This window comes from Nocardia sp. NPDC004260 (assembly GCF_053603155.1).
In genome coordinates, this window is the sequence record NZ_JBSGEZ010000035.1 from 24,039 (window position 1) to 49,350 (window position 25,312).

Genomic DNA, 25,312 nt, shown 5'->3' on the forward strand with positions numbered 1-25,312 from the left:
GGCTCCGGGTATCCGCTCATGTGGATCTGACGTGGCGGTGGTCACAACCAAAGCGGCATCGGCACCGGAACTCCTGCGGCGCGAAACACGAGGATTCGGCACACACCCGACCTGTTCGGAAACGTCACCCGCGTGATACCGCACCGCGCTACGTTGGAGTATGCGCAGGCATATCGGACACGGCGTCCGGCGGTCGGCGCGGAGTTGGTCGCCGATGTCGCCGATTCGATGTGAGTGTTCGAGGTGATCACATGAATCCACAGACGCGTTCGGGCCGGGTGCGCCCCGAATCCCCTGCGGCCGAGACGAAGACGCAGCGGCAGACGCCCGTCGACATCGCCGACGAGCTCGAGGCCATGGGCCTGTCCGGTGCGGTGGAGATCGGTCGCGGTGGATTCGGGGTGGTGTATCGCTGTATCCAGACCGCGTTGGACCGTGTGGTCGCCGTGAAGGTGCTTTCCTCGGAGATCGACCAGGAGAGCAGGGAGCGGTTCCTGCGTGAGGAACAGGCCATGGGCAAGTTGTCCGGCCACCCGAACATCGTCGACATCCTGCAGGTGGACGTGACGGCAACCGGAATGCCGCTGATCGTCATGCCGTACTGCACCCATGGGTCACTGGAAAAGCTGATTCGCGATCAAGGCCCATTGACCTGGGCGGACTCGCTGCGGGCCGGCGTCAAGCTGGCGGGAGCCATCGAGAGCGCGCACCGCGCCCGCATCCTGCACCGCGACGTGAAACCGGCGAATGTGCTGCTCAGTGGTTACGGCGAGCCGCAGCTGACCGATTTCGGCATCGCCCGCATCCCGGGCGGCTTTCGCACCTCCAGCAGCATGATCACCGGCTCGCCCGCGTTCACCGCGCCGGAGGTCCTCAAAGGCGACGAGCCGACCATCCGCTCCGACGTCTACGGCCTCGGCTCGACACTGTTCGCCTTGCTCACCGGGCACGCGGCCTTCGAGCGGCAGGCGGGCGAGCGGGTGGTCGCGCAGTTCTTGCGGATCACCACCCAGCCGGTGCCCGATCTGCGTGAACAGGACATTCCGCCGGATGTCGCCACAGTCATCGAACAGGCCATGTCCCCGAATCCGCGGGATCGCCCGACCAGCGCCTACGAGTTCGGCGAAATGCTGCGCGCGGTGCAGCGCGGCCACGATCAGTTGCCGGACGAGATGGCGCTGCTGGAGACCACGCCGGAGCCCGAAACGACCACCTCGGCCGCCGGGGGCGAACCGACCGCGGTGTGGACCGCCTCCCGTCCCGCGGTCACCGCGCGGCGCAGCTGGCCGTTGACGCTACGGCCCGCCGTCTCCCAGCATCCGGCGGTCGTGCCGACGACGCCGCCGACGGCCGTGACCAAGTTCTGGCCGCCCACGCCTACGCGAGAGCCGATTCCACGGCCGCGTCTGCTGGACATCCTGCGCGCGGGCGGGCGGCGCAGGTTGGCAGTGATCCACGCGCCTGCGGGCTTCGGCAAGAGCACGCTGGCCGCGCAGTGGCGCGCCGAGCTCAGCGAAGGCGATACCGCGGTCGCCTGGATCGGCATCGATCGGGACGACGACAACGAGATCTGGCTGCTCGCCCATCTGATCCAGGCCATCCGCCGGGTGCACCCGGACGTCGGCGCCGGTCTGGACCAGGTACTGGAGGAACGGCCCGCCGACGCGGCCGCTTTCGTGATTCCCACCCTCATCGACGAGATCCACGCGGCGGGCAGGACGGTCGTGGTGATCGTCGAGGACTGGCAGCGGATCACCGACGCGGGCGCGCATCGCGCGATGGAAGCTCTGCTGGACAACTGCTGCCACCACCTGCGTTTCGTCGTGACCAGCCGGGAACAGTCCGGCCTGCCGACCAGCCGCATGCGGGTGCACGACGAACTGGTCGAGATCGGCTCGGCCGCGCTGCGCCTCAACGAGGCGGAGACCAGGCAGATCCTGGTGGAGCGCAACGGCTTCGACCTGACGCCCGAACAGGTCACCGAAATCCACACCGCCACAGACGGATGGCCCGCGGCCATTCAGCTGGTGGGCTTGTCCCTGCGCGGCAACGCCGACCCGGCTCAGCTGATCGCCACCCTCTCCGAGGGCAACCACGGCATTCGCGAATACCTCGCCGAGAACGTCTTGGACACTTTGGAACCGAAGATGCTCGAGTTCCTGATGTCGATCGCGGTGACCGAGCGGGTGTGCGGTTCGCTCGCCGCGGCGTTGTCCGGGGAGCCGGATGCCGAGCAGCTGCTCGAGCAGGCCGAGCAGCGTGAGCTGTTCTTGCGGCGCATCGAGCACGACCCCGAGTGGTTCCGGATGCAGCCGCTGTTCGCAGAGCACCTGCGGACCCGGCTCGACCGCGTCCACCCGGGGAAGCTGAAGTCGCTGCACCGCAAGGCTTCGCGCTGGTACGCCGAACACCAGCTGATGCGCAAGTCGGTCGACCACGCGCTGGCCGCGACCGATCTGAAGATGGCGCTGGACCTGCTCGAGGGTGGCGGGATGGACCTGATCGACGGTTCCCGGCTGGCCACGCTGCTGGGCAGCGTGTCGAAACTGCCGATGCAGCAGGTGGCCTCGCGCTCGAAGTTGCTGATGGCGGTGGCCAGGGCGAACGTCAACCTGCAGCAGTCCGGCGCGGCGCGCAACGCCCTGGGCAGGCTGTCCAACATCCTGGCCCGCGGGTCCACCGGCGACGCCGATGTGCGGGTGCAGCGCTGCCAGGCGGCCGTGCTCGCCGCCTCCGACCAGATCGCGCGCGACCACACCGATGGCGTGCTGGATCGGGTCGCCGACTGTCTGCGGGAGCCGGACGATCTACCCGTGTGGACGGTCTCGACGGCGGCCAATCTGACATCCTTCGTGCGCCTGTGCGAGTTCGACTTCGAGGGCGCGAGGAAGGTCCAGGAGTGGGCCGAGGAGTACCACGAACGCTCGAAGGATCCGCTGGGTCTGGTGTTCGGTCGCTGCGGCCAGGGCGCCGCCGCCTACGAGCAACTCGACGTGGACACCGCCACGCGCTGTTTCCAGCAGGCCTGGGACTTCGCGCGGGAACGCTCCGGACCGCGCTCGCACGCGGTGCGGGTCGCCGCGGCGCTGCTGGGCGAGATGAGCTACCGCAGGGGCGATCTGGCGACCGCCGACCGGCTGCTCGACGAAAGTCACGAGCTGGTCACCCGGGTCGGTCCGGTGGATTTCCTGATCTCCACCTTCGTCGTCGGCGCCCGGGTCAAGGCGGTCGGGGGAGATCTGTTCACCGCGGCGACGCGGCTGGACGAGGGCGCGCGCATCGCCGCCGACAACCGACTGCCCCGGCTGGCCGCCCACATCCGGGCCGAACGGCTGCGCCTGGGCATGGCGCTGGAGTCCGCGGATCGCCGCTACACCGACCTCAGTGAATCCACGCCGCTCCAGGCGGCGCATCGGCTCACCGGCGCCGCCCTGCTCACCGCCGAGGCCGAGGAACTCGCCGCGATCCGCGCGCTGCTCGGCGAACACCGGCTCGGCTCCGACGATCGGGCGGTGCGCCGCGCCCGCGCGCTGTCCGACCACACCCGCCAGAAGCACCGCCCGCGCGCGCAATTGGACGCCGCGCTGCTCCTCGCGGAATCTCTGGCCACCGCGGGCTGGGTCGGTGAGGCCACCAACCTGCTGCTGCCCGCCGTCGCGACCTGCGCCGACCTCGGCTGGACCAGGCCGCTGCTGGACGCGGGCCCGGGCGTGGTCGGCATCCTGCGCGTGCTGCGCGCCGACCTGCCCGCCTCCGCTCAGGTCGGCGACGTCGAACTGCCCGCCCCGTTCCTGGATGAACTCCTGAACGAGGCGGGCAGCGACGCCTTCTGAACGTCCCGGTCTACGGCTGCCACCACGGGCGCAGCGGTACGGTCCAGTCGCCGTCGGCGGGCAACTTGACGCCGAGCACCTGGTGCAGCTGAACCACGTTGCGCTGGAAGCCCAGCCGGCAGCCCGCCATGTACAGGCCCCACACCTTCGCGGTGCCCTCGCCGACCTCCGCGACGCAGGCGTCCCAGTTGGCGACCAGGTTCTTGCACCATTCGTGCAGAGTCAGGGCGTAGTGCTCGCGCAGGTTCTCCTCGTGCAGCACCTCGAGCCCGATGTTCTGGATCTCGGAGATGATCCGGCCGGAACCGATCAACTCGCCGTCCGGGAACACGTAGCGGTCGATGAAATCGCCCGCCTTGGTGGTGCGGGTGTTGTCCGGGCGGGTGATGCAGTGGTTCAGGAACAGGCCGCCGTCGCGCAGCTTGTTCTTGATGTAGTCGAAGTAGTACGGGTAGTTGTGCACCCCGATGTGCTCGGTGAGCCCGATCGAGGACACCGCGTCGAACTCGCCCTCCGGAACGTCGCGGTAGTCGGAATGCCGCACCTCGGCCAGATCGGCCAGGCCCTCCTCGGCGATCTTCTTCTGCGCCCAATTCGCCTGCTCGGCCGAGAGCGTCGCGCCGATCACCTTGACGCCGCGCTTGGCGGCGTAGCGCACCATGCCGCCCCAGCCGCAGCCGATGTCGAGCAGCCGGTCACCCTCCTTCAAGCGCAGCTTCTCGAACACCAGGCGGTACTTGTTCTCCTGCGCCTGCTCGAGCGTCCAGCTCTCGTCGCCGTAAGTCGCGCAGGTGTAGGTCATCGACGGGCCGAGCACGTGCTCGTAGAAGGCGTTCGAGACGTCGTAGTGGTGGTGGATGGCTTCGGCGTCGCGCGTCTTGGAGTGGCGCAGTCCCTCGAAGGCGATCCGCCGCCAGCGCGGCAGCGTCTCCTGCGGCGGCGGGGCGACCGGCTTGAGCCGCTCCCAGCCCAGCGAGCGCGCGATGGTCACCAGGGCCAGCGCGGACGGACGGCGGAACTTCAAACTGTCCAGCGCCTTCAGGAGCGCGTACGGATCACCCGGGTGCACCCCGCTGGCGGTCATGTCGCCTGCTATGTAGGCGCGGGCCATGCCCAGGTCGCCGGGGGCGGTGGCCAGGTAGTTGATGCCGCGCGGAGTCCGGATGCCCAGTGCGAACTCCGAGTCCTCCGGTCCGGTCGCGCTGCCGTCGTAGGCCGTCAACCGGATCGGGACTTCGCCCTCGACGAGGGTCTCGAAGATCTCGGCAATGCTGAGTTTGGTTCCGAGATCGGCGAAGACATCGGAACGGTCCTTGAATGTCGTCATTTGCGTTGCACCGCCTTCGAATACAAATCCAGCAGGCGCTGGTTCGGGTCGTAGCGTTTTTTCAGTTCGGTGTAGGTGTTTCCGCCGTAGAGCGCCGCGAACTCATCCTTGTCGTAGAAGGAATCCGAGTACAGCGACTTATGACCGTCGAATTCGGTCACTTTGCGCTCGATGGCGCGGTTGGCCGCGCCGTCCTGCTGCCCGGGAACGGTGGGCACGGCCGACCAGAATCCGACGTTCACGTAGGTTCGGTCCGGCTCCAGGGGATACAGCGGCCAAGCGCGTCCGCCGGGCCGCTGCGTGCGGCCGGTCTCGCGCAAACGCAGCGGGCACAGCCAGATCGGCTCGATCGGAATCTCGCGCAGGAACCACTCCACGAAGTCGGCGGTGCGGTTCACCGGCACCTCGATGTCCTGCACGACCCGCTCACGCGGGGGATTGCCCTTGCGAGCCTCGAGCTTGTCCCCGATGTCGTACTTGTGATCGAGCGCCACCAGCTTCCAATAGAAGCTGCTGCGCCGATAGCGCTTCGGCCAGAACCGGCGGATCCTCGGATTCTGCGTGCCGAAGGCGCGGGAGCACCAGAACCAGTCGGTGTCCCAGCGCCACAGGTAGTCGTGGATGGTCAGGCGGTCGCGCTTGGGCGTTTCGCCTTCGTGCTGGATGGACCGGTAGTAGATGTCCATCCCGGTGTAGTCGCTGACCGGGCCCGGCTCGTCGGTGCGGCGGCCCAACGTCAGATAGCTCTCCTCGGCGGAGAAGACGACGCCGTCGAGGTAGTCCACGGGCTCGTCCGCATAGACCCGATCCGTGACGATCGTCGCGAGGGTGGCCTCCAGTTCGCGCAGGTCCCGGAAGCGCACGTGCCGCAGCGCGACGTACGGTTGTACTTCTTCCAGCTCGATCTTCAGCCGGACCGTGTAACCCAGCGTCCCGTAGGAATTCGGGAAGCCGCGGAAGAGATCGGCGTGCTCGTTGTCCGGCGTGGCGGTGAGGATCTCGCCCGCGCCGGTCAGCACGTCCATCTCCAGCACCGACTCGTGCGGCAAACCGCTGCGGAAGGAGGTGGACTCGATGCCGAGGCCGGTGACCGCTCCGCCCAGCGTGATGGTCTTGAGCTGGGGAACGACCAGCGGCGCGAGCCCGTACGGGAGGGTGGCGGCGACCAGCTCCTCGTAGGTGGTCATGCCCGCGACGTCGGCGGTCCTCGCCACGGGGTCGACCGCGATCACCCTGGTCAGCCCCGAGACATCGAGGCCGGGCGCGGTGCTCTCGGCCCTGGCGCGGAAAAGGTTCGAGGTCTTCTTGGCCAAACGGACGTTGGCGTGCTCGGGTATGGCGCGGTAACTCGCCAGAAGGCGGTCCACGCCGGCTCGATGCGCGGCAAATCCTGATTCGCGTGCGGCCGGTGCGTGTCCGGCCTTCCCCAACAGACTCACTGCCACCCCTCGACGCTAGTACGGACCATACGGCGGGGCCACCGCGAGGTCTCGGTCGCGGAGAAATGTCACGCATATGTTGCGAAATGGAATACCGAATCGTCCGGAGAAGTTCGCCACACGCTCCGCCCTCGCCGTTATCATCCGGGGCCGACAGGGCAGGATGGAGATCCGTCGAGACACCGCATCCGGACAAGGAGCTCATTGTGGGACAGGTCAGCGCCAGTAGTTCGATCGACGTGGCGGCGGATCCGCAGCGCGCGCTGGAGGCCATCGCCGACTACGACACGGTGCGTCCGCGCATCCTCTCGTCGCACTACCGCGACTACAAGGTGGTCGAAGGGGGCAAGGGCGCGGGCACCGTCGCGGAGTGGACGTTGCAGGCCACCGAGAAGCGCTCGCGCAACGTGCACGCGGTCGTCTCGGTGTCCGATTCCATTGTCACCGAGCGCGACTCGAATTCGACCTTGGTGAACACCTGGACCGTCACCCCGGAGGGCGCGGGCGCGCGGGTCACGCTGCGCACCACCTGGAAGGGCGCGGGCGGCGTCGCGGGCATCTTCGAGGGAATCTTCGCGCCGCTCGGCCTGAAGAAGATCCAGGCCGAGGTGCTCGGCAACCTCCAGCGCGAACTGGCCTGATCGTACGGCCGCGACGACGGCAAGGGCCGTCGTCGCGGTCTGCTCGATCTATTCGGCCGCGATGTCGAAGAGGTTCCCCTCGGGATCGGCCAGCGTCGTCCACTTCATGCCCCACTCATCGAAGTCGGCGACGTGCTTCGCGCCGAGATCGATCGCGCGCGCGACCTCGTCCCGGCCGGAAGCGAGCAGGTCGAGGTGGATGACGTTCTTGCCGGGGTTCTTGTCGGGCACGCGGATGAACATCAGCGGGGTCGCGGCGCCCGCCGTCCGGCCGACGGTGGCGAACTCCGGGGTGGGGTCGGGATCGACGGGCGTCTCCAGCAACTGTGACCAGAATTCGGCGAGCGCGCCCGCGTTCGCACAATCGATGGTGACGTGGGCGATCGAGATCGTCATGGATATCTCCTTTTCACGGTTGGGCGATGGGCCAGCACACTTCGGTCCGGTAGGTGGCGGATTCATCGGACGCGTCCGGTCCGAGCAGGTACATCTCGCGGATCGGCTCGGGCAGCGCGACAGCGTGTTCGGCGACGTGACTGCCCAGTGCGCCGTAGGTCCGGTCGAAATCGTCGAACGGGCCCTCGTGCACGGCGACGGCGAAACGGCGCGCGGGTAGCTCGATGAGCGAAAGCGTTGCCGGCAGTGCCACATCCGTGGCGGCGACCGGGACGAACGCGACGACTTCGCCTTCGTCCTGCTCGAAGAAGTCGGTGCTGTAGGTGGCGCCGGCGACGCCCGCAGGCGCGATGCTCGCGGCGGCCAGCGCCTCGTACAACGCCTGGAACGTCGAAGCGCACCACTCGCCGATGTGTTCGCGCGCCACCGTCGCGCCGATCGCCGCCGCCGGGAACGCCCCGACCACGCGATACTCCACGGCGATCGGAGCCGATGGCGTCAGCAGCGCGCGCAACGAGGCCACGACCGCGCGGGTACGGGCCAGCTCGGCTTCCATGCGCTCCAGATGCGCACGCAGCGTGGTGTCACGGGCGTTCTCATCCGGCGCGGCCAGCACGGCGCGGATCTCCGGAACCGGCATGTCCAGCTCGCGCAGCCGCCGGATCAACTGTGCCTGCGTCACCTGCGCCGTCGCGTACCGCCGATAGCCCGAATTCGCGGCTATGCCGGCCGGAGCGAGCAGGCCGATCTCGTGGTAGTAGCGCAACGTCTTCACGCTGAGATTGCTCAGCCTGGAGAATTCCCCGATGGGGACGGTGGCCGTCATGGCACCAGCCAACACCCTCCAGTGGCGGGAGGGTCAAACGACACCCGCTGTTCAGGCGAGCGCGAAGGTCAGCAGCAGGGTGGTCTGGAACATGCCGCGCCACCACGAGTAGCCGAACCACACACCGGGGGTGACTTCCCGGATCTCGTCGTAGACCTGCGGCGTCGGAGAGGGCGCGTAGTTCAGTGCCCAGGTCGGCTGTCCGTCGGTCAGGGCGGGCGCCACGTAGACGTCGGCGCCCCAGGCCTCGAAGCCCGCACCGGTGAGGCGGTTCATCAGGAAGCCGCCGTCCGGGCCGGTGTAGAAGGTCTTGCCGATCCACAGCGGGGGCGCGATGGCCTGCATGACCGGCGGGCGAGTGACCCAGCCCGATTTCACGCCGACCGGAACGGCGCCGAGCGGTGCGGCGCGGAAGATCGCGTCCTGCTGCTCCGGCGAGCACCGGAAACGCAGCGAATCGAGCGTCGCGGCCTTGTCGTCCGGGTAGAGGACGCAGCCGCCCCCGTAGTCGGCGACCGCCGGGGTCGTCTGGGGCTCGTCGGCCCCTTGCGCGTCGATCACTCCAGGGTTGTCGGTGATCTCCGTATCCGCGGACGCCGCTGCGCCGAGAAAGATGCTGGGAACACCGAGCGTGAGCACCAGGGTGCTCAGGAAACGTGCACGAACTGCGATCATCATTGGCTCCAGATTTGCACACCGCTTTCCGACTAGGTGTCGATGGTAAGGCGCGCATGGTCGGTTCCGATCGGAACTACCCAACCTGTTACCCGTCATGCGCGCTGTTATCCGCCCTGCGCCGCGGACCTGGGACCGTCGGGCCGCGCCGGGGACCGGCCGCGGCAGGACTAGGCTGGCCGGTGACACCTTCTTCAGAGAGGACGCTCCCGTGCAGCCAGGTGGCCAGTTCGATATGCAACAGTTGCTCGCCCAGGCGCAGCAGATGCAGCAGGCGGTGATGGAAGCCCAGGCCGAGATCGCGGCGACCGAGGTGGACGGTGCGGCGGGCGGTGGCCTGGTGCAGGTCAGGCTGAAGGCGAGCGGTGAGGTGGTGTCGCTGACCATCGACCCGAAGGCCGTGGATCCCGACGATGTCGAGACATTGCAGGATCTGGTCATCGGTGCGGTCAACGACGCGATGGCCAACGCGCAGCGCATCGCCGCCGAACGGCTCGGACCCCTGTCCGGTGGCTTCGGCGGCGGCGGTTCGCTGCCCGGTTTCTGAGCCGAGGTAGCAGTTGTACGAGGGTCCGGTCCAGGATCTGATCGACGAATTGGGCAAGCTGCCCGGCGTCGGTCCGAAGAGCGCGCAGCGCATCGCCTTCCATCTGCTCCAGGTGGAGCCGCCGGAGATCGATCGCCTGCAGGCCGCGCTGCAGAAGGTGCGTGACGGGGTGCAGTTCTGCGTGACGTGCGGAACGGTCTCCGACGGCGAGCTGTGCCGCATCTGCGCCGACCCGCGCCGGGACCGGACCATGATCTGCGTGGTCGAGGAACCCAAGGACGTGCAGGCGATCGAGCGCACCAGGGAGTTCCGCGGTCGCTACCACGTGCTCGGCGGCGCGCTCGATCCGCTCAGCGGTGTCGGCCCCGACCAGCTGCGGATCCGGGAACTCTTGGCGCGCATCGGAAACCAGGAGGACGGCATCGACGTCAGCGAGGTGATCATCGCGACGGACCCGAACACCGAGGGCGAGGCCACCGCCACCTACCTGGTCCGGATGCTGCGCGACTTCCCGGGTCTGAGCGTGACCAGGCTGGCCTCGGGCTTGCCGATGGGCGGCGACCTCGAATTCGCCGACGAGCTCACCCTCGGGCGCGCGCTGTCCGGCCGCCGCGCGCTGTAGCTCGCGAAACGCCTCCCACGACGGGGATTGCGCCGCGCCGGGCGTGCGTTACCGTGTCGGGGATGAGCATCGAATTCGCGCTGACGACGCTCGTCATCGTCGCCACCCCCGGCACCGGTGTGCTGTTCACGTTGGCGGCGGGGTTGTCTCGCGGCGTTCGAGCCGCGGTGATCGCGGCCTTCGGCTGCACGCTCGGCATCGTTCCGCACATGATCGCGGCGATCACGGGGCTGGCCGCGCTGCTCAACGCCAGCGCGGTCGCGTTCCAGACGCTGAAGTACCTCGGCGTCGGCTATCTGGTGTACATGGCCTGGACCACGTTCCGGGACAAGGGCGCGCTCGCCGTGCCGGAGCAGACGGGCCGCACCGCACCCTCGGCGCGGAAAGTGATCACCTCGGCGGTGCTGCTGAACCTTCTCAACCCCAAGCTGACCATCTTCTTCTTCGCGTTCTTGCCGCAGTTCCTGCCCGGTGGCGCACCGAACGCGCTGGCGCGCATGCTCGAGCTGAGCGGCATCTTCATGCTCGCCACGCTGGTGGTGTTCGCGGTGTACGGCGCGTGCGCCGCCGCCGTCCGCGATCAGGTCATTTCCCGTCCCGCCGTGGTCATCTGGATGCGCCGGGTCTTCGGCGCGTCGTTCCTCGCGCTCGCGGGCCGGTTGGCCACCCAGAACCAGTGACCGGGTTCAGAGGTCGACGCGCGACCAGGGCAGCCCGGGGAACCGGCTGCGGTCGTCGTTGGCCCAGCCCCAGATGAGGGCGGCGACGGTGGCGGGATCGGAGATGCTGGTTCCGAAATGCTTGTCGGGGGAGCCGTCCCGGTATTCCACGGTGTAAGCGCCGGAGTTCTCCCGGTAGGTCTGGATGTAGAACTGCTCGCCGCGTTCGACGACGAGGTACGGGTTGGGCGGGGCCAGCTCCGGAATCCACTGCTGGACCAGCGCTTCGGTCAGGTACGGGAACTCACCCGCGCCGCCGTGCGTGACGATGGCCTCGACGTGCACGGCGGGATCGATCAGCCAGGCCAGCTGCGGGTCGTAGACGGCATAGTTCAGCGGTGTGGCGAGTTCGAACAGCAAGCGGCGGACGAAGCCGATCGCGTCGTAGGGGCACGACACGTGCAGTGCCGCACCGGTGGCCGCGCCGCCGACCGGCACGGTGCTGAGGAAGTTGTCCTCCTCGGGCAGTTCCGCGTTGCGTCTGTTCAGTTCGGCCGCGATCCGCGCGACCGACCCCGACTCGGGGACGCCCTGCTGGGTGCTCAGGTAGGCGTCGACCTCCGCGATCGACGATGCGACACCGGACGGCAGCAACACGTGGTCATAGCTCACCGGGCCAGGGTACGGAACCGCTCAGGCGCGGCGCCGGGCCGTCTCGCCGTCGCCACACCGGCAGCCGCCCGCGAGGTCTCGGCAATCGAGGACGAAGGCGTGTCTGGCGTGGCTGAGCTCCAGGCAGTGCTCGTCGGTGCATTCGGCGATCCGGCTCACGTGCACGATCAGGGTTCCGTGGCAGTGGTCGAACGCGGATTCACAAGACGAACAGTCTGATCTACGCATAATGACCTCCTGACGAGATCGTTGTCGTCGTTCGGTGATACCACCGGTGCGGGCGTCGCGGTGGGACCCGGGCCCGTGTGTCGCCGCGCCCGATACTTAAGCAAATGTGTGGCAATCGATTGCCGCTGCACGGCGTTTCACCTGATATAGGCCCTGCTACATGCGAAAATGGCCGCAAATACCACTGATGCGGGTGTCCGGAAGAAGGTTTCCGGACTGCCCGGGCAGCATTCGGCGACCGTTGGGCACGGATGGCGGAAGTGAGGTCGGCGGTGACGTTGCGCGATGAGCGGCGAGATACCGCAGCCACCGTGCGGGAACAGGTCGCGCGCTACCGCGAAGATGCTTCTGCCACCGCCGCCTACGACGAGTGCGGCGCGCCGGTCGCGGGCTACTACGACGAATTGGTCGACGCCGACGGCAAGGTGCGCCGGGTGTGGTCGCAACTGTCCGCCGACTTCGCCGAACTCGGCGGGGACGGTTTGGGCAAGCTGGACAGCCGGGTGCGCAGGCTGATCGACGACGACGGCATCACCTACCTCGAGGCGGGCGCGTCGGCCGAGAACACGCCGGCCCCGTGGCGCCTCGATCCGATTCCCTTGCCGGTCGCCGCGGACGATTGGACCCGGCTGGAGGCCGGGCTGGAACAGCGCTCCCGCGTGTTCGACGAGGTGCTCACCGACATCTACGGTCCACGCAGGACGCTCGCCTCGGGACTGCTCCCACCGGAAGTCGTGTTCGGCAATCGCGGCTACGTACGAGCCGCGCACGGCATCACCGTGCCGGGACGGCACCAACTCTTCCTGCACGCCTGCGATCTCAGTCGCTGGGGCGACGGCCGGTTCCGCGTGCTCGCCGACTGGGCGCAGGCGCCGTCCGGCGCCGGATACGCGCTGGCGGACCGCAGGGTCGTGTCGACCGCGATCCCGGAGGCGTTCGAGCACGCGAATCCGCGTCCGCTGACGCCCTTCGCCAGGGCGATGCGATTGATGCTGATCGAATCCGCGCAGACCGACGACGACGAACCGGTGGTCGTCGTGCTCAGTCCAGGCGCGCAGTCCGAAACCGCGTTCGATCAAGCCTATCTCGCCTCCACACTCGGCTTTCCGCTGGTGGAGAGCGCCGATCTGGTGGTGCGCGACGGCGCGCTGTGGATGCGGTCGCTCGGCACGCTGAAGCGGGTGGACGTGGTGCTGCGCCGGGTGGGCGCCGAATTCTCCGATCCACTGGACCTGCGGCCGGATTCGCGGCTGGGCGTGGTGGGGCTGGTCGAGGTGCTGCGCCGCGGCGCGGTGACGGTGGTGAACACGCTCGGCAGCGGGCTGCTGGAGAATCCCGCGCTGGCCGGATTCCTGCCCGCCCTGTCGCGCGCACTGCTCGGTGCGGACCTGTTGCTGGAGAACGCGCCGTCGTACTGGGGTGGTCATGAACGGGAGCGCGGACACCTGATCGCGAATCTGGACAAGCTGATCATTCGCTCGGCGGTCGACGGCGCCACGCTGTTCGGCCCCGAGCTGAGTCGGCGGCAGCGCGACGAGATGAAGGCGCGGATCGATGCGCACGGATGGCAATGGGTCGGCCAGGAACCGGCGCAGTTCTCCGTCGCGCCCGCCGTCCGCGAGCACGACGGACTCGCCGCGGCTCCGGTCGGCATGCGATTGTTCTCGCTCGCCCATCGGCGCGGCTACACCGTGATGTCCGGGGGTCTCGGCCAGCTACGTCAGCGCACGACCGATCGCGCCGCGCGGAAAGTCGCCGCCAAGGACATCTGGGTGCGTGCCGCGCCGACGGCCGCCGCCGCGATCAGCACCGAGCCGTCGCGCGAGCCGCGGCGCACCGCTCCGGTGGTGGCGGGGATCAGCTCCCCCCGCGTGCTCAACGACCTGTTCTGGATCGGCCGCTACGGCGAGCGCGCGGAGGACGCCGCCCGTCTCTTGATCGCCACGCACGAGCGCTACCAAGAGTTCCGGTATCGCCCCTGGCTGGAAGGCGCGGGCGCGTTGCCGATCCTCTTGGCCGCACTCGGACGGACCACCGCCACCGCGGCTCCGACCGACGGGCTGTTCGGTCCCGAGGCGCGTGCCTTTGCCCCGCAGCAGAGTTCGGCCGATCGCGGCCTGCTCGCCCCGTCGGGTGCCGGCATCGACGAAGGTGTCGCGCAGTACGGCGACGAGCGATCGCATGCTGCGGCCGGATCGTTTCCGGATTCTGGTGATGCTCCGGCATCGCCCGGTGCGGGCGAGTGCGCGACTGGGAATTCGGTGCCGGACCGGTCACGATCTTTCGGCCACGGGTCGGCCGAGGACTTCTCCGCTGCCGCGGCTCGGAACGAAGCCATGGCCGGAACCGGTGCGCGACAACAGGTTACGGCTGGTGTGGAGGCCGTCGCCGAACGACCGGACGATGACGAGACGACCGGTGCGGCGCAGGACAGCGCTCCGGCGGTACACCGGGTGCCGGGCGCGTCCCGTGTGGGCCACGACTACCTCGTCGCGCTGACGATAGACCGCGAGCTGCCCGGATCGCTGGCCTTCGCGATAGACCGGTACGGCAGCGCCGCGCGCGCCGTGCGCGACCAGTTGTCGGTGGACACGTGGATGATCCTCGGCTCGGTCGAGCGCGCGCTGGCCTGCTACCCGGCTGCGGTGGACGACCAAGAGGCGGAGTTGTCGGATGTGCATTCGCGCACCCTGGCCGGGCTGCTCGCGCTGTCCGGGATCGACGGCGAGTCGCTGATCCGCGACACCGGGTGGCACGTGAGGGACATCGGTAAGCGGATCGAGCGCGGTCTCGCCCTGACCGCGTTGCTGTCGGCCGCGCTGACCCAACGGTATCCGGAGGAGATCGAACGCGAGGTCACCGAATGGGTGCTGCGCGCCACCGAGTCCTCGGTGAGTTACCGTCGGCGCCACCAGGATTCCGTGCGGATCGCGAACGTCGCCGAGCTCCTGCTGTTCGACACCGCCAATCCGCGATCGCTGGCCTATCAGCTGGGCCGCCTGCACGCCGATTTCCAGGCGCTGCCCGGTGCGTCCGGCTCGTCGCGTCCGCAGCGGCTGCTCGCGGACGCGCGGCGCATGCTACGCCGCCTCGATCCCGACGACCTCGAGGTCACCGACGCGAACGAACGGCGCACCGAACTGGCGGAGCTGCTGGAGGGAGTGCACGTGCGCCTGCGCAAGGTGTCCGAGTCCTTCGAGACCACGACGCTGTCGCTCCCGGTCGACATCCAGCCGCTATGGGGCAGCGCGCAGGTCGTCGGATGACCGGCCGTGCGGTCCGGCGCTACCGGATCGAGCATCGCACCAAGTACTCGTACTCCGGCGAAGTCATCAACTCCTATGGGCGTGCGTACTTGACGCCGCGCGATCTCCCCGGCCAGCGTCTGCTCGCGCACGAGATCCGAATCGACCCCGCCCCCTCGGACCGGTCGGTCGGCGCGGATGTGTGGGGCAACATCACGTCCTACTTCCACGTCACCACCGAACATCGTGCTCTGACGGTGGTCGGCGAATCGCTGGTCGAAGTCGACGCGCCCGCCCGCGACGACGCGGGCCCGGCCACCGAGCCGTGGGAACGCGCGCGCCCGACGGGAGCGAACGGGCCGTTCGCCGTCGAGTTCGCCCTCGACCTGCACCCGCAGGAGATCACGCCGGAGATCGTCGCGTACGCGGCCGAATCCCTCCGGCCGGGCAGGCCGCTGCTGGACGCGGTGGCCGAGTTGAACACCCGGATCTACACCGACTTCGCCTACCGGTCCGGCGCCACGACGGTGTCCACCCGGGTGGCCGATGTGTTCGCGGCCCGTGCAGGCGTCTGTCAGGACTTCGCGCGCCTCGCGGTCGCCTGCTTGCGGTCGCACGGCCTCGCCGCCCGGTATGTGTCCGGCTACCTGGCCACCGATCCACCGCCGGGGAAAGAGCGCATGGTCGGCGCCGACGCCACGCACGCCTGGGCGGCGGTATGGGTGCCAGGCGACGACGCACCCGACCGCTCGGGCCGGTGGATCGACCTCGACCCCACCAACGACCAACTCGGCGACGAGCGCTACGTCACCGCCGCATGGGGCCGCGACTACGCCGACGTCCCTCCGCTGCGCGGCATCATCTACACCGACGCGAAGGACAGCACGATCACCGTCTCCGTCGACGTCACCGAGGTGGGTGCACCACGCGCTCTACCCGCGGCTCGCGATGGGTGAAGCGCAAGTTCGCAGATCCCGGACGTGGTCGTCAGCGCCCGGCTCGGACGTAGCGGGTCAGGACGGCTGCGCCGACCGTGTCGACCGACAGCAACTCGAGATCCGCGGGCGGCTCGCCCTCGGCGAACAAACGGTCACCGCTACCGAGGACCGTGGGGAAGATCAGCAGTCGGTACTCGTCAATCAGATCCTTTTCCCGCAATGCGCGGACGATGCTCAGGCTGCCGGTGACGATGACGTTGCCGGGTGCGTTCTCCACTGCCGTATGGAGGTCGCCTTCGACAAGCGTGGAATTCGTCCAGCTCGACGTGTCCGCCAGTGTGTGCGAGGCAACCAGTTTCGCGGCCTTGTTCATGCGCGTGGCGAAGGGATCGTCGCGGCCGGGCCAGATGGTGGCGAACAATTCCCAGGTGCGGCGACCCAGCAGCAGCACGCCCTCATCGAGGGCTTGTGCCAGGCGGAACTTGTCACCGCCGACGGTCTCGGGACCGTAGCGGAAGGCCCACCCGCCGCTCGCGGTGCCGCCGCGGCCGTCGGGGTCGGACACCCTGCCGTCGAGGGTGACGAACTCGCAGACGATGACGCTCATGACCGGATTCCTTTCGATGGTGTGGCTGTGCACCGGTATGTACCGGTGCACACGCCCGAACTCATCGCTTCGATCCGGATTGCCGCGAATTCAGCTACTCCGGCGACCTGACCAGCGGGAACAGGCTCAGGCGCGCAGGCGCTCCCGGCGGAGCTGGTCGACCTCGGGCAGGTCGAGGGGCGCCAGTTCGGTGACGCCGAGGGCGCGCATCAGCAGCAGGTCGGCTAGTTCGGGGTTACGGGCCAGCACCGGGCCGTGCATGTAGGTGCCGATCACCGAACCCTGGACGACGCCCTCCAGCCCGTCGCCGACGCCGTTGCCGACGCCGCGGGTGACCCGGGCCAGACCCTGCGCGTCGCCGCCGAGTTTCGTTCCGCCCCGGTGATTCTCGAAGCCGGTGAGTGCGGCCGTGAGCCCGTCGAGCAGGGGTGTGGTGGTCACCTCGCCGATGGCGCGTTTGTGTTGCGGCGAGGTGGTGACGTCGAGCAGGCCGACGCCGTCGACTCGCTCGCCCGCCGAGGTCTCGTACCACTGGCCGAGGACTTGGATGGCCGCGCAGATCGACAGCACCGGAGCGCCTCGCCCGGCGGCGCGCTGCAAGCCGGGATAGCGCTGCAGGTGCCGGGTGGCCAGACGCTGGGCGGAATCCTCCGCGCCGCCCAGGGTGTAGACGTCCAGGGAATCGGGCACCGGCTCCGACAGCGTGATCTCGACGATCTCGGCGTCGTAGCCGCGCATGCGCAGTCGTTGCCGCAGCACGAGCGCGTTGCCGCCGTCGCCGTAGGTGCCCATCACGTCCGGCAGCACCAGGCCGATGCGGAAGGTCGATTCGGTCATGAAGCCCGCTCCTCGAGGTCACGGTTGAGATCACGGAAGGCGGTGTAGTTGGCCAGCACTTCCACATGGCCCGCGGGGCACGACGCGATGGCGCGGACCGGATCGGGCACCAGGGTGTGCTCCACGCCCGCGTAGGTCAGTCGCACCGCCAGGTCGGTGGCGCGTTCGCCCGCCGCCACCACCTGCACGCCTTCGAAGTGCTCGAAGCGCACGTCCCACAGCCAGGACAGGTCCTCGCCGTCGGGCACCTGGCCGTTCACCGCGATCACCAGCCCCGCCGAGGTCGGCTCGATCATCGACAGCGCCTCCTGCCACCCGGCCGGGTTCTTGGCCAGCAGCAGACGCGCGTCGTGCTCGCCGACCTGCACGGTGCGGTAGCGGCCCGCGATCTCGCGGACCGTGCCCGCGGCCGCGACGGCCTGCTCCGGGTCGGCGCCCAGCGCGACGGCGGCTGCCACCGCCTGTGCGGCGTTGCCGCGGTTGGCCCGGCCCGGCAGTGCGAGCCGCAGCGGGAAACGCTTGCCCTCCCGCCCGACCAGATCGTCCCCGTCGAGCCACCAGTCCGGTTCGGGACGCTGGAAATCCGCTCCGGTACTGCGCCAGTGCGCGCCTTCCCAGACGATCGGCTCGCCGCTGCGCGGGCAGCTGGTCGCGTCCATCGCCCAGCCGCTGCCCGCGGCGACCCACACCACGTTGGGATGGTCGTAGGCGATGGAGGTGACCAGCACGTCGTCGCAGTTGGCGACCACCACGGTGGCCGGGTGCTTCGCCAGGCCCGCGCGCAGCTTGCGCTCGATCATGTTGATCTCGCCGACCCGGTCGAGCTGGTCGCGGCTGAGGTTCAGCAGCACCACCGCCGAGGGATTCAGCGAATCGGTGACGTGCGGCAGGTGCAGTTCGTCGACCTCGATGGCGGCCAGCGGCGCGCGCCGGTGCGCGTTCAGCGCGGCGACGATGCCCGCGTCCATGTTCGCGCCGTCGGCCTGGGTCGCGACCGCGCCGAGGGTGCTGAGCGCGGCGGTGGTCATCCGCGTGGTGGTCGACTTGCCGTTCGTGCCGGTCACCAGCACGGTGCGCCGCCGCTGCCCGAGCTGGTCCATGACGGTCGGATCGATCTTCAACGCGATCAGTCCGCCGATCATCGACCCTTTACCACGACCCGCCTTCTGCGAGGCCCAGGACGCCGCGGCCGCCGCCGCCAGCGCGAGCCGTCCGCGCACCGATAGTTCTGCCACGTCGCGAGTCTATGTTCGACGCGCGATCCGGGCGCGCCGCGGTCGGGTGGCGTGGGCCACGCGGGTCAGTCGCGGTAGAGCTTGGCCGCGTAGTTCTCCGGCGAGTAGTAGCGCTCCAGTTCCTCCACCGTCTCCGCGACGTTCGTCTGCACCTCTTTGACCAGGCAGGCGGGACTCGGCAGGGTGTCCACCGGCCACTGCTCCGGTTCCCAGAGATGGCTGCGCATGAACGCCTTGGCGCAGTGGAAGAAGATCTGGTCGATCTCCACCTCGACAGCGAGGATCGGGCGGTGCCCGCGCACCACCATGTCGTCGAAGTACGGCGCGTCGCGCACCAGCCGGGCGCGGCCGTTGATCCGCAGCGTCTCGCGGCGTCCCGGGATCACGAACAGCAGGCCGACGTGCGGGTTGGCCAGGATGTTGAGGTAGCCGTCGGCGCGGCGGTTACCGGGGCGCTCCGGGATGGCGAGGGTGGTGTCGTCGAGCACCCGCACGAACCCCGCCGGATCGCCTTTCGGCGAGGCGTCGCAGTTGCCGTCCGCGTCGCTTGTACTCATCACCAGGAACGGGGAGAGCGCGATCCACTCCCGGTCCCTGGCATGCAGGACGGGGCGCTCCTTGGTGGCCGCGCGCGGCGCCACCTCGCCGAGCAATGCCCGCAGGTCCGCCGGGTCGGTGATCTCGTCGGAGGCGGTGCTCTCACGCATAGTTCGATTCAAGCACCGCGGCCTGGGCGATGGCGATCGAATTCGGCACCGGCGAAGGGAGATCGATCACATCCGCTCAGACGGGGACGTCGAACATGTTCGGCTGTCCGGCCGCGTAGCGGTCGGCGTCGATGCGGCGCAGCGGTTCCAGCTCGGTGGCGCGGTAGAGGGTGTACATCCGGCAGCGCTCCGCGTTCGAGCCGGCCACGTCCAGCAGGGCGTTCACCGCGGCGCGCGCGGACTCGTTGGCGCCCTCCATGGTGGCCAGGTCGACGTTGGTGCGCACGTAATCGCCTGCCAGGAAGAGGTTTTCCAGTGCGCCGTGCGGTTGCGGACGGTGCTCCCACGACCCGGCGGTGTTGATGAGCAGCGGGTCGGCGTTGGCGTTGCGCCGCTCGCCCTCCTGCCAGGTGATGCCGGGATCGAGGAACCAGGAGTGCAGGTCGGCGTCGCGCAGCACCTCGCCGCGATCGTCCAAGTGGGCCTTGATCTGCGCCCACGCCTCCCGAGCGATCTCCTCGTGGGTGCACTCCTTGGCGGGTTTGCCGAATACGATGCCGGGGGTGTTCCAGTCGGAGATGTCGACCGAAAGGCAGTCCTGCACGCCGCCGTCGCCGAACTCGGTCAGCTTGCGGCGCCACAGCTGATTCTGGCTGATCGAGGTGAGCGACCACGGCGCGTCGATGTAGGCGGTGTGACCCCGCGAGATGTCGGCCGGTCGGCGCAGATAGAACTGGATGCCGTTCATCCAGTCGGTGAACAGGTTGTCCATCCCGGCCAAATCGGGCCGGGCCTCGAGTACTTGCGGCGACCACAGCGTGCGCGCCCGTTCGGCGGGCAACGCGACGACGAAGTAGTCGGCCTCGACCGTGCGTTGCGCGCCGGTCTCGTCCACGACCCGGGCCGCGACGATCCTGCGGTCGCGCACCTCCAGCTCGCGCACTTCGGTGCCGAGCACGAAATCCGCTCCGAGCTCACGGATCCGCTGGGTCCACGGCTCGATCCAGACCGCGTTGGTCGGACCGTTCAGCACCCGGTCCAGCCCGCCGTCGTTGCCGATCTGCATGGGATTGCCGAGGAACTGCTCGCCCATGGTGCCGATGGTGCGCACGCTCGCGATGTTCTCCTTCGCGGCGACCATGATGCTGGTCAGCGTGCGCGACAGCAGCGCGCGGAACTCGTGCGAGCGCGCGTGGCCGCCGACGAAATCGTGCCAGGAGGTGCGCTCCCATTGGCCGAGGCGGCGGGCGTCGCAGCTGGTGTTGAAGACCAGCAGGCGTTCGGCGAAGTACACGCCCTCGTTGGGCGGCATCTTCAGTGCGGTGGACAGCGCCGCGCCGAGCGTTTCGCGGAAACTGTCCGGGGAGAATTCCGAGCGCGAGCGCGGACCGAGCGGGACGCGGAAGTCGTCGCCGCCGTGCCGGGCGAATCGTGCTTCCGGCACCGCGACCAGGTTGTCCCATACGCCGTTCGCATTGCCGGGGAACGGGATTCGGCGCATCGTGTCCGGCACGTGCTGATAGAAGCCGGGGAAGAAACGGAAGCCGTGTTCGCCGGGCAGATCCGGCCGTCCACCCGTTCCGGTGCCGGGCACACCGACGCTGCGAGCTTTGCCGCCCCACGCCCGTTTCTCGTAGATGGTGACCTGGAACCCGCGTTCCGCCAGCTCGTGTGCCGCGGTCAGGCCAGCGACACCGCCGCCGAGCACCGCGACCCTTTTGCCGCCGGGATTCGCTGCGGCGGGCGTGGGTTTCAGCGCACCCGCCGTCAGTGCCCCCGCCGTCGCCACCCCCGCCGCGACCGTGTTACGAAGCAGTGCTCTTCGCGATACGGTCCACTGATTGTCTGCCATGCGCCGCTCTGCTGCCTAGCCTAGGGACCAACTTCCACGCCGGGCACTACTGTAAAGCGGCAAGCCGATCGATTCGCACCGACCCCGGACAGCGGCCGGTGCGGAATGCGCATTTCGTGACGGAGTGCACATCGAACGTGGGTGCGGCCCGCTCAGGCCGGGCGACCGGTACCTGCCATCGCGGCTGTCCCCAATGGCTCGATGCGGGCGTTCACCGTGGCCGCGCGTGGTCTGCTCGACGTGGCGGCGAACGCTCCCGCCAGCACCACCACCCCGCCGATCAGCGACAACGTGGTCGGGGTTTCGCCCAGGAAAGTCCACGCCGCGGCGATGCCGACGATGGGAACGAGCAGGGAGAACGGCGCGACCAGGCCGGCCGGATAGCGACCGAGCAGATAGGTCCACAATCCCGTGCCGACCACGGTGGCGAGGACGGCGATGTAGGCGAGCGCCAGCAGAGCGGGCAGGCCCGCCGGTGTGAACGCCTCGACCACGGCGTGCGCTCCCGTGGTCGGCCCCTCGACGAACGCCGACAGCGCGAACAGCGGCACCGGCGGGATGGCGGTGGTCCACAGCATCAGGTGCAGCGGGTTGACGCCGGGGGTCTCGGTACCGGCCAGACGCGCGCCGATATTGCCGAAGGCCCAGCCCAGTCCGCCCGCGAGAGTCAAAAGCACCGGCACCAGGGTGGCGTGGGCGAGCCGGTCCCAGCCGATCACCGCCATGCCCGCCACCGCGACGGCGATGCCCGCGATCTGCGCCGGGCGCATCCGCTCACCCAGCAGCAGCGTGCCGAGCAGCACGGTGAACGGCGCCGAGGATTGCAGGACGAGCGAGGCGAGCCCGGTCGGCATGCCCACCCGCATCGCGGTGAACAGGAACGCGAACTGCAGGATGCCGAAACCGCTGCCGTACAGAAGGATCCACCGCATCCGCACCGGCGGGCGCGGGATGAAAAGCAGCGCGGGCACCGCGAGCACCGCGAAGCGCAGCGCCGCGAAGAAGAACGGGGGGAAGTGGTCGAGCCCGACCCGGATGGCGAGGAAGTTCAATCCCCAGAGCAGGACGACGGTCAGGCCGAGCAGGCGGTCACGATTGGTCACGCCTTACATCGTGCGATCTGCTAAAGATCAGATCAATCGAATAATTATGGATCAATGATGTAGCTTCACTTAATGGATTTGGGTTCCGAACCGGTCGCGGCCGGGCCGCCCATGGCGCTGGAGAGACTGCGTGTGCTGCGTGAGCTGGCCGATCGCGGCACGGTGGCCGCCGTGGCGGCAGCACTGTCCATGACGCCCTCCGCCGTTTCCCAGCAGCTCAAGGTGCTCGCGCGGGAGGCGGGCGTGGCCTTGCTCGAACCGGACGGCAGACGGGTGCGGCTCACCGACGCGGGTCGTGCACTGGTGGTGCGCGCCGACGAAGTGCTCGCCGCCATGGATCGCGCGGTCGCCGAGATGGCGCACTATCGCGGCTCGCCGCGCGGACGGGTCCGCGTCGCGGTGTTTCCTTCGGGCGGTGCGTTGCTGTTGCCGCATGTGCTGCCCGGCATGGTGGACAGCGGAGTCCAGGTGATCGCGCGCGACGAAGACGTGCCGCCCTCGGAAGTGGCGCGACTGCTCGCCGATTACGACGTGGTGCTGACCCATCGCGACGAGCGCGCCGCACCTATCGCCGACCCGCGCGTCGCGACCCGGGTGCTCATGCGCGAGCCGATCGATGTGGTCGCGGCGCCGACGCATCGGCTCGCGGGCCGTTCGGCCGTCGCGCCGGAGGAACTGGCCGACGAGACCTGGCTCAGCGTGCGGGGCGGTTTTCCCGTCGACGACGTACTGCGCTCGATCGCCACCGTGACCGGCGTGCAGCCGCGTATAGCGCAGCGCCTCAATGATTTCCGCGTCATCGAGACGCTGGTCGCCACCGGCTACGGTGTCGCGCTCATGCCTCGCTACGCGGTCGGCCACCCTGATCTGGCGGTGCTACGGCTGTCCGGCGTGCGCGCCGCCCGGATATACGAACTGGCCACCCGGCCCCGGGCCGAGGCCCGTCCGGCGATCGCGGCCGTGCTCGCGGCGTTCGAGTCGGCCGCCGCACTCGCGACGGCCGACTCCGCGCACGGAAAGGGCTCCGCCGCACGAGCATGATTCCGCGCGACGATCAGAATCCGTACGGTGGCTGGTGCCGGTAGGGATGCTGGGCCTGCGAGCTGACGTAGCCGAAGTCGTCGGCGACCATCGCCGCCAGCTCGAGCAGCGCCCGCCGGGTCGGCTTGCTCACCAGTTCCAGATCGATTTCCGCGCCCTCGGCGAGGTGATCGTCGAACGGCACGACCTGCACCGCGCGGGTGCGATCGAGGAACAGCTTGCGCAGCTGGTCGAGATCGACGGTGGACGCGCCGCGCCGGGAAGCGTTCACCACCACGACGGTTCGTTCCACCAGCTTGCCGTAGCCGTGGTGGTCGAGCCAGTCCAGCGTGGCAGACGCGCTGCGCGCGCCGTCGATGGCGGGCGAGGTGACCAGCACCAGCGAGCTCGCCATATCCAGCACCCCCGCCATCGCCGAGTGCATCAAGCCGGTGCCGCAGTCGGTCAGGATGATGTTGTAGAACGACTGCAGAATGCTGATCGCCTTGCGGTAGTCCGCTTCGCTGAACGCCTCCGAGACCGCCGGATCCTGTTCACTGGCGAGCACTTCCAAGCGGCTCGGCGCCTGCGAGGTGTGCGCCCGCACGTCGGAGTACCTGGTGATGTGCTGATCCTCGAGCAGGTTGCGCACGGTGGAGCGGGTCTGCCGTGGCACCCGGTGCGCGAGCGTGCCCAGGTCGGGGTTGGCGTCGATCGCGATGACCCGGTCGCCGCGCTGCGAAGCGAAGGTGGAGCCGAGACCGACCGTGGTGGTGGTCTTCCCGACGCCGCCCTTGAGCGAAAGGATCGCGATCCGGTAGTCACCGCGCACCGGCTGGTTCACCCGGTCGGCGAGGTCCTGGTAGACGATGTCGGCCGCCGACTCGCCCGGATTGATCATGCCGCCGGAAACCTTGTGCACCGCACGACGCCAGCCGCTGCGCGGCGCCCTGCGGGCGCGCCGGAGCAGATTCAGGTCGTTCACCGAATGTCCCGGCTGGCCGGGCTGCGGCACATGCTGCGGTTGGAACGGCGGTACCGACTGGTGCGGACCCGGCCCGCCGTGCCAGCCCGGCCCCTGCGGTTGCCCGAGCGGCGGCGGAGGCGGCGGTTGATAGGCGGGCGGCGGAGGCTGGTGCGTCACCGGCGGAGGCGGCGGCGCCCAGCTGTAGATCGGGCCGCTGGGCTGATCGAGTTGCGGCGCAGGAGATTCGGGCTGCGCGGAATCCATGGGCACATGCCTGCTCAGGCCGTCGCCGCCGATCTCCTGGCGGTACTCCCCGTAACCGGGATGAGGTCCGTCCGGAGGAGGGGCTATCGGGTGGTTACCGCTATGGCCCGAAGGTGGCTGAAAGGTGCCGGTAGTGAACGGCTCTCCTGGAAAGGGTGACGGAGGGGGATACGCGCCCGCGTTCGGCGGGGCGTACGAGCCGTAGGGCTCGGCCGGTCCGGCCTGCGGGGGAGCCCATGCCTGCGCCACCGGGGCGGCTTGCGGGTAGGCCGTGGTCTGCTCCGTCGAGCCCTGCGGCTCGGGCTGTTCGGGTTGGGCCTCCGGCTGGGCCGACCCGGCCGACACGTCGGTTTCCTTCGCTTCCGTGCCGCCGGCCGGCTCGGCCGACGGGTCCTTGGCCGATGACTCCACGTCGCTGACTTCGGCCGTATCCACGGAATGACTCTGCAGCCAGGGTGGAGAGGTCGGATTGTGGTCGTTTGTTGTCACGGTTCCCCCATCTGCTCGGGAGTTCGAGCAGAGAGCTCGGCGCTTGGAGTGCGAATCCAACGCTAGCACGGGGTTCGCTACCCCGTGTCGCGGTAGGCATGCCGGGCTTGGGGACCCGGACGCCCGTGACATTCGGTCTGCCCCAGCGAGATCGGGCGCCGCGCGGTGGAACCCGCGCGGCGC

22 protein-coding genes are annotated in these 25,312 nt (G+C 69.0%); 8 read left to right on the forward strand and 14 right to left on the reverse strand.

The features are described from left to right. The first annotated feature begins 251 nt into the window (after nucleotides 1–251). Complete coding sequence (locus tag ACWEO7_RS21005; protein WP_452425416.1) at nucleotides 252–3,833, forward strand: protein kinase domain-containing protein; 3,582 nt, start codon at nucleotides 252–254, stop codon at nucleotides 3,831–3,833. A 10-nt stretch (nucleotides 3,834–3,843) separates the two neighbouring features. On the opposite strand, the gene ACWEO7_RS21010 is transcribed toward ACWEO7_RS21005, so the two are convergent. Then, a complete protein-coding gene (locus ACWEO7_RS21010; RefSeq protein WP_452425418.1) occupies nucleotides 3,844–5,160 on the reverse strand; it encodes a class I SAM-dependent methyltransferase in 1,317 nt (438 codons plus the stop codon). After that, complete coding sequence (locus ACWEO7_RS21015; protein WP_452425486.1) at nucleotides 5,157–6,599, reverse strand: FAD-binding oxidoreductase; 1,443 nt, start codon at nucleotides 6,597–6,599, stop codon at nucleotides 5,157–5,159. The genes ACWEO7_RS21010 and ACWEO7_RS21015 overlap by 4 nt, the downstream gene beginning before the upstream one ends. 206 nt (nucleotides 6,600–6,805) lie before the next feature. Here ACWEO7_RS21015 and ACWEO7_RS21020 point away from each other — a divergent pair, with 206 nt between their 5' ends. Further along, a complete protein-coding gene (locus ACWEO7_RS21020; RefSeq protein WP_355078728.1) occupies nucleotides 6,806–7,240 on the forward strand; it encodes an SRPBCC family protein in 435 nt (144 codons plus the stop codon). A gap of 48 nt (nucleotides 7,241–7,288) precedes the next feature. Here ACWEO7_RS21020 and ACWEO7_RS21025 read toward each other — a convergent pair whose 3' ends face one another. From ACWEO7_RS21025 to ACWEO7_RS21035, 3 genes are read right to left on the reverse strand one after another with little or no spacing between them, the layout of a single operon-like run. Then, entirely contained in the window at nucleotides 7,289–7,636 is a 348-nt protein-coding gene (locus ACWEO7_RS21025) for a VOC family protein (RefSeq protein ID WP_397079171.1), read from the reverse strand. Nucleotides 7,637–7,649: 13 nt separating this feature from the next. After that, entirely contained in the window at nucleotides 7,650–8,462 is an 813-nt protein-coding gene (locus tag ACWEO7_RS21030; RefSeq protein ID WP_452425419.1) for a MerR family transcriptional regulator, read from the reverse strand. 51 nt (nucleotides 8,463–8,513) lie between these two features. After that, complete coding sequence (locus ACWEO7_RS21035; RefSeq protein WP_452425421.1) at nucleotides 8,514–9,140, reverse strand: hypothetical protein; 627 nt, start codon at nucleotides 9,138–9,140, stop codon at nucleotides 8,514–8,516. Nucleotides 9,141–9,348: 208 nt separating this feature from the next. Between ACWEO7_RS21035 and ACWEO7_RS21040 the strand changes: the two genes are divergently transcribed. From ACWEO7_RS21040 to ACWEO7_RS21050, 3 genes are all read left to right on the forward strand, one after another. Further along, nucleotides 9,349–9,684: a YbaB/EbfC family nucleoid-associated protein gene (locus ACWEO7_RS21040; RefSeq protein WP_355078724.1), complete on the forward strand. Its 336-nt coding sequence runs from the start codon at nucleotides 9,349–9,351 to the stop codon at nucleotides 9,682–9,684. A gap of 13 nt (nucleotides 9,685–9,697) precedes the next feature. Beyond that, entirely contained in the window at nucleotides 9,698–10,306 is a 609-nt protein-coding gene (gene recR / locus ACWEO7_RS21045) for a recombination mediator RecR (RefSeq protein WP_450025709.1), read from the forward strand. Between the two features lie 62 nt (nucleotides 10,307–10,368). Further along, the gene (locus tag ACWEO7_RS21050) at nucleotides 10,369–10,986 is read left to right on the forward strand and encodes a LysE family translocator (RefSeq protein WP_452425423.1); all 618 of its coding nucleotides are present in this window, start codon (nucleotides 10,369–10,371) and stop codon (nucleotides 10,984–10,986) included. A 6-nt stretch (nucleotides 10,987–10,992) separates the two neighbouring features. On the opposite strand, the gene ACWEO7_RS21055 is transcribed toward ACWEO7_RS21050, so the two are convergent. Next, nucleotides 10,993–11,637 carry a hypothetical protein gene (locus tag ACWEO7_RS21055; protein WP_452425426.1) on the reverse strand — a complete coding sequence of 215 codons (645 nt, stop codon included), beginning with the start codon at nucleotides 11,635–11,637 and terminating at the stop codon, nucleotides 10,993–10,995. Nucleotides 11,638–11,658: 21 nt separating this feature from the next. Next, a complete protein-coding gene (locus ACWEO7_RS21060; RefSeq protein ID WP_356963425.1) occupies nucleotides 11,659–11,865 on the reverse strand; it encodes a hypothetical protein in 207 nt (68 codons plus the stop codon). Nucleotides 11,866–12,116: 251 nt separating this feature from the next. Here ACWEO7_RS21060 and ACWEO7_RS21065 point away from each other — a divergent pair, with 251 nt between their 5' ends. Together ACWEO7_RS21065 and ACWEO7_RS21070 are read left to right on the forward strand one after the other, a co-directional pair. Continuing rightward, entirely contained in the window at nucleotides 12,117–15,131 is a 3,015-nt protein-coding gene (locus ACWEO7_RS21065) for a circularly permuted type 2 ATP-grasp protein (RefSeq protein WP_452425427.1), read from the forward strand. Then, nucleotides 15,128–16,066 carry a transglutaminase family protein gene (locus ACWEO7_RS21070; RefSeq protein ID WP_452425429.1) on the forward strand — a complete coding sequence of 313 codons (939 nt, stop codon included), beginning with the start codon at nucleotides 15,128–15,130 and terminating at the stop codon, nucleotides 16,064–16,066. The genes ACWEO7_RS21065 and ACWEO7_RS21070 overlap by 4 nt, the downstream gene beginning before the upstream one ends. A 31-nt stretch (nucleotides 16,067–16,097) precedes the next feature. Here the strand turns inward: ACWEO7_RS21070 and ACWEO7_RS21075 are convergent, their stop codons facing one another. The 6 genes from ACWEO7_RS21075 to ACWEO7_RS21100 form a co-directional block, all read right to left on the reverse strand. Beyond that, nucleotides 16,098–16,655 carry a dihydrofolate reductase family protein gene (locus ACWEO7_RS21075; protein WP_452425431.1) on the reverse strand — a complete coding sequence of 186 codons (558 nt, stop codon included), beginning with the start codon at nucleotides 16,653–16,655 and terminating at the stop codon, nucleotides 16,098–16,100. Nucleotides 16,656–16,781: 126 nt separating this feature from the next. Then, nucleotides 16,782–17,492, reverse strand: coding sequence for a type 1 glutamine amidotransferase (locus ACWEO7_RS21080; RefSeq protein WP_452425433.1), 711 nt, complete (start codon nucleotides 17,490–17,492; stop codon nucleotides 16,782–16,784). Beyond that, a complete protein-coding gene (locus tag ACWEO7_RS21085; RefSeq protein WP_355078717.1) occupies nucleotides 17,489–18,727 on the reverse strand; it encodes a Mur ligase family protein in 1,239 nt (412 codons plus the stop codon). The genes ACWEO7_RS21080 and ACWEO7_RS21085 overlap by 4 nt, the downstream gene beginning before the upstream one ends. 65 nt (nucleotides 18,728–18,792) lie before the next feature. Further along, the gene (locus ACWEO7_RS21090; RefSeq protein WP_452425435.1) at nucleotides 18,793–19,434 is read right to left on the reverse strand and encodes a pyridoxamine 5'-phosphate oxidase family protein; all 642 of its coding nucleotides are present in this window, start codon (nucleotides 19,432–19,434) and stop codon (nucleotides 18,793–18,795) included. A gap of 76 nt (nucleotides 19,435–19,510) precedes the next feature. Beyond that, nucleotides 19,511–21,286 (reverse strand): hydroxysqualene dehydroxylase, encoded by a 1,776-nt coding sequence (locus tag ACWEO7_RS21095; protein WP_452425436.1) that lies wholly within the window; start codon nucleotides 21,284–21,286, stop codon nucleotides 19,511–19,513. 152 nt (nucleotides 21,287–21,438) lie between these two features. Further along, entirely contained in the window at nucleotides 21,439–22,389 is a 951-nt protein-coding gene (locus ACWEO7_RS21100; RefSeq protein WP_452425438.1) for an EamA family transporter, read from the reverse strand. 111 nt (nucleotides 22,390–22,500) lie between these two features. On the opposite strand from ACWEO7_RS21100, the gene ACWEO7_RS21105 reads away from it, so the two are divergent. Further along, complete coding sequence (locus tag ACWEO7_RS21105) at nucleotides 22,501–23,430, forward strand: LysR family transcriptional regulator (protein WP_452425488.1); 930 nt, start codon at nucleotides 22,501–22,503, stop codon at nucleotides 23,428–23,430. 13 nt (nucleotides 23,431–23,443) lie between these two features. On the opposite strand, the gene ACWEO7_RS21110 is transcribed toward ACWEO7_RS21105, so the two are convergent. Continuing rightward, a complete protein-coding gene (locus ACWEO7_RS21110) occupies nucleotides 23,444–25,075 on the reverse strand; it encodes an AAA family ATPase (RefSeq protein WP_452425439.1) in 1,632 nt (543 codons plus the stop codon). Between the last annotated feature and the right edge of the window lie 237 nt (nucleotides 25,076–25,312).

Bases quoted from the DNA above. Each gene is read 5' to 3' on its own strand.
- ACWEO7_RS21005 (WP_452425416.1), top strand. From the start codon at position 252: ATGAATCCACAGACGCGTTCGGGCCGGGTGCGCCCCGAATCCCCTGCG.
- ACWEO7_RS21010 (WP_452425418.1), bottom strand. From the start codon at position 5,160: ATGACGACATTCAAGGACCGTTCCGATGTCTTCGCCGATCTCGGAACC.
- ACWEO7_RS21025 (WP_397079171.1), bottom strand. From the start codon at position 7,636: ATGACGATCTCGATCGCCCACGTCACCATCGATTGTGCGAACGCGGGC.
- ACWEO7_RS21030 (WP_452425419.1), bottom strand. From the start codon at position 8,462: ATGACGGCCACCGTCCCCATCGGGGAATTCTCCAGGCTGAGCAATCTC.
- ACWEO7_RS21035 (WP_452425421.1), bottom strand. From the start codon at position 9,140: ATGATGATCGCAGTTCGTGCACGTTTCCTGAGCACCCTGGTGCTCACG.
- ACWEO7_RS21050 (WP_452425423.1), top strand. From the start codon at position 10,369: ATGAGCATCGAATTCGCGCTGACGACGCTCGTCATCGTCGCCACCCCC.
- ACWEO7_RS21060 (WP_356963425.1), bottom strand. From the start codon at position 11,865: ATGCGTAGATCAGACTGTTCGTCTTGTGAATCCGCGTTCGACCACTGC.
- ACWEO7_RS21065 (WP_452425427.1), top strand. From the start codon at position 12,117: ATGGCGGAAGTGAGGTCGGCGGTGACGTTGCGCGATGAGCGGCGAGAT.
- ACWEO7_RS21070 (WP_452425429.1), top strand. From the start codon at position 15,128: ATGACCGGCCGTGCGGTCCGGCGCTACCGGATCGAGCATCGCACCAAG.
- ACWEO7_RS21075 (WP_452425431.1), bottom strand. From the start codon at position 16,655: ATGAGCGTCATCGTCTGCGAGTTCGTCACCCTCGACGGCAGGGTGTCC.
- ACWEO7_RS21080 (WP_452425433.1), bottom strand. From the start codon at position 17,492: ATGACCGAATCGACCTTCCGCATCGGCCTGGTGCTGCCGGACGTGATG.
- ACWEO7_RS21090 (WP_452425435.1), bottom strand. From the start codon at position 19,434: ATGCGTGAGAGCACCGCCTCCGACGAGATCACCGACCCGGCGGACCTG.
- ACWEO7_RS21095 (WP_452425436.1), bottom strand. From the start codon at position 21,286: ATGGCAGACAATCAGTGGACCGTATCGCGAAGAGCACTGCTTCGTAAC.
- ACWEO7_RS21105 (WP_452425488.1), top strand. From the start codon at position 22,501: ATGGCGCTGGAGAGACTGCGTGTGCTGCGTGAGCTGGCCGATCGCGGC.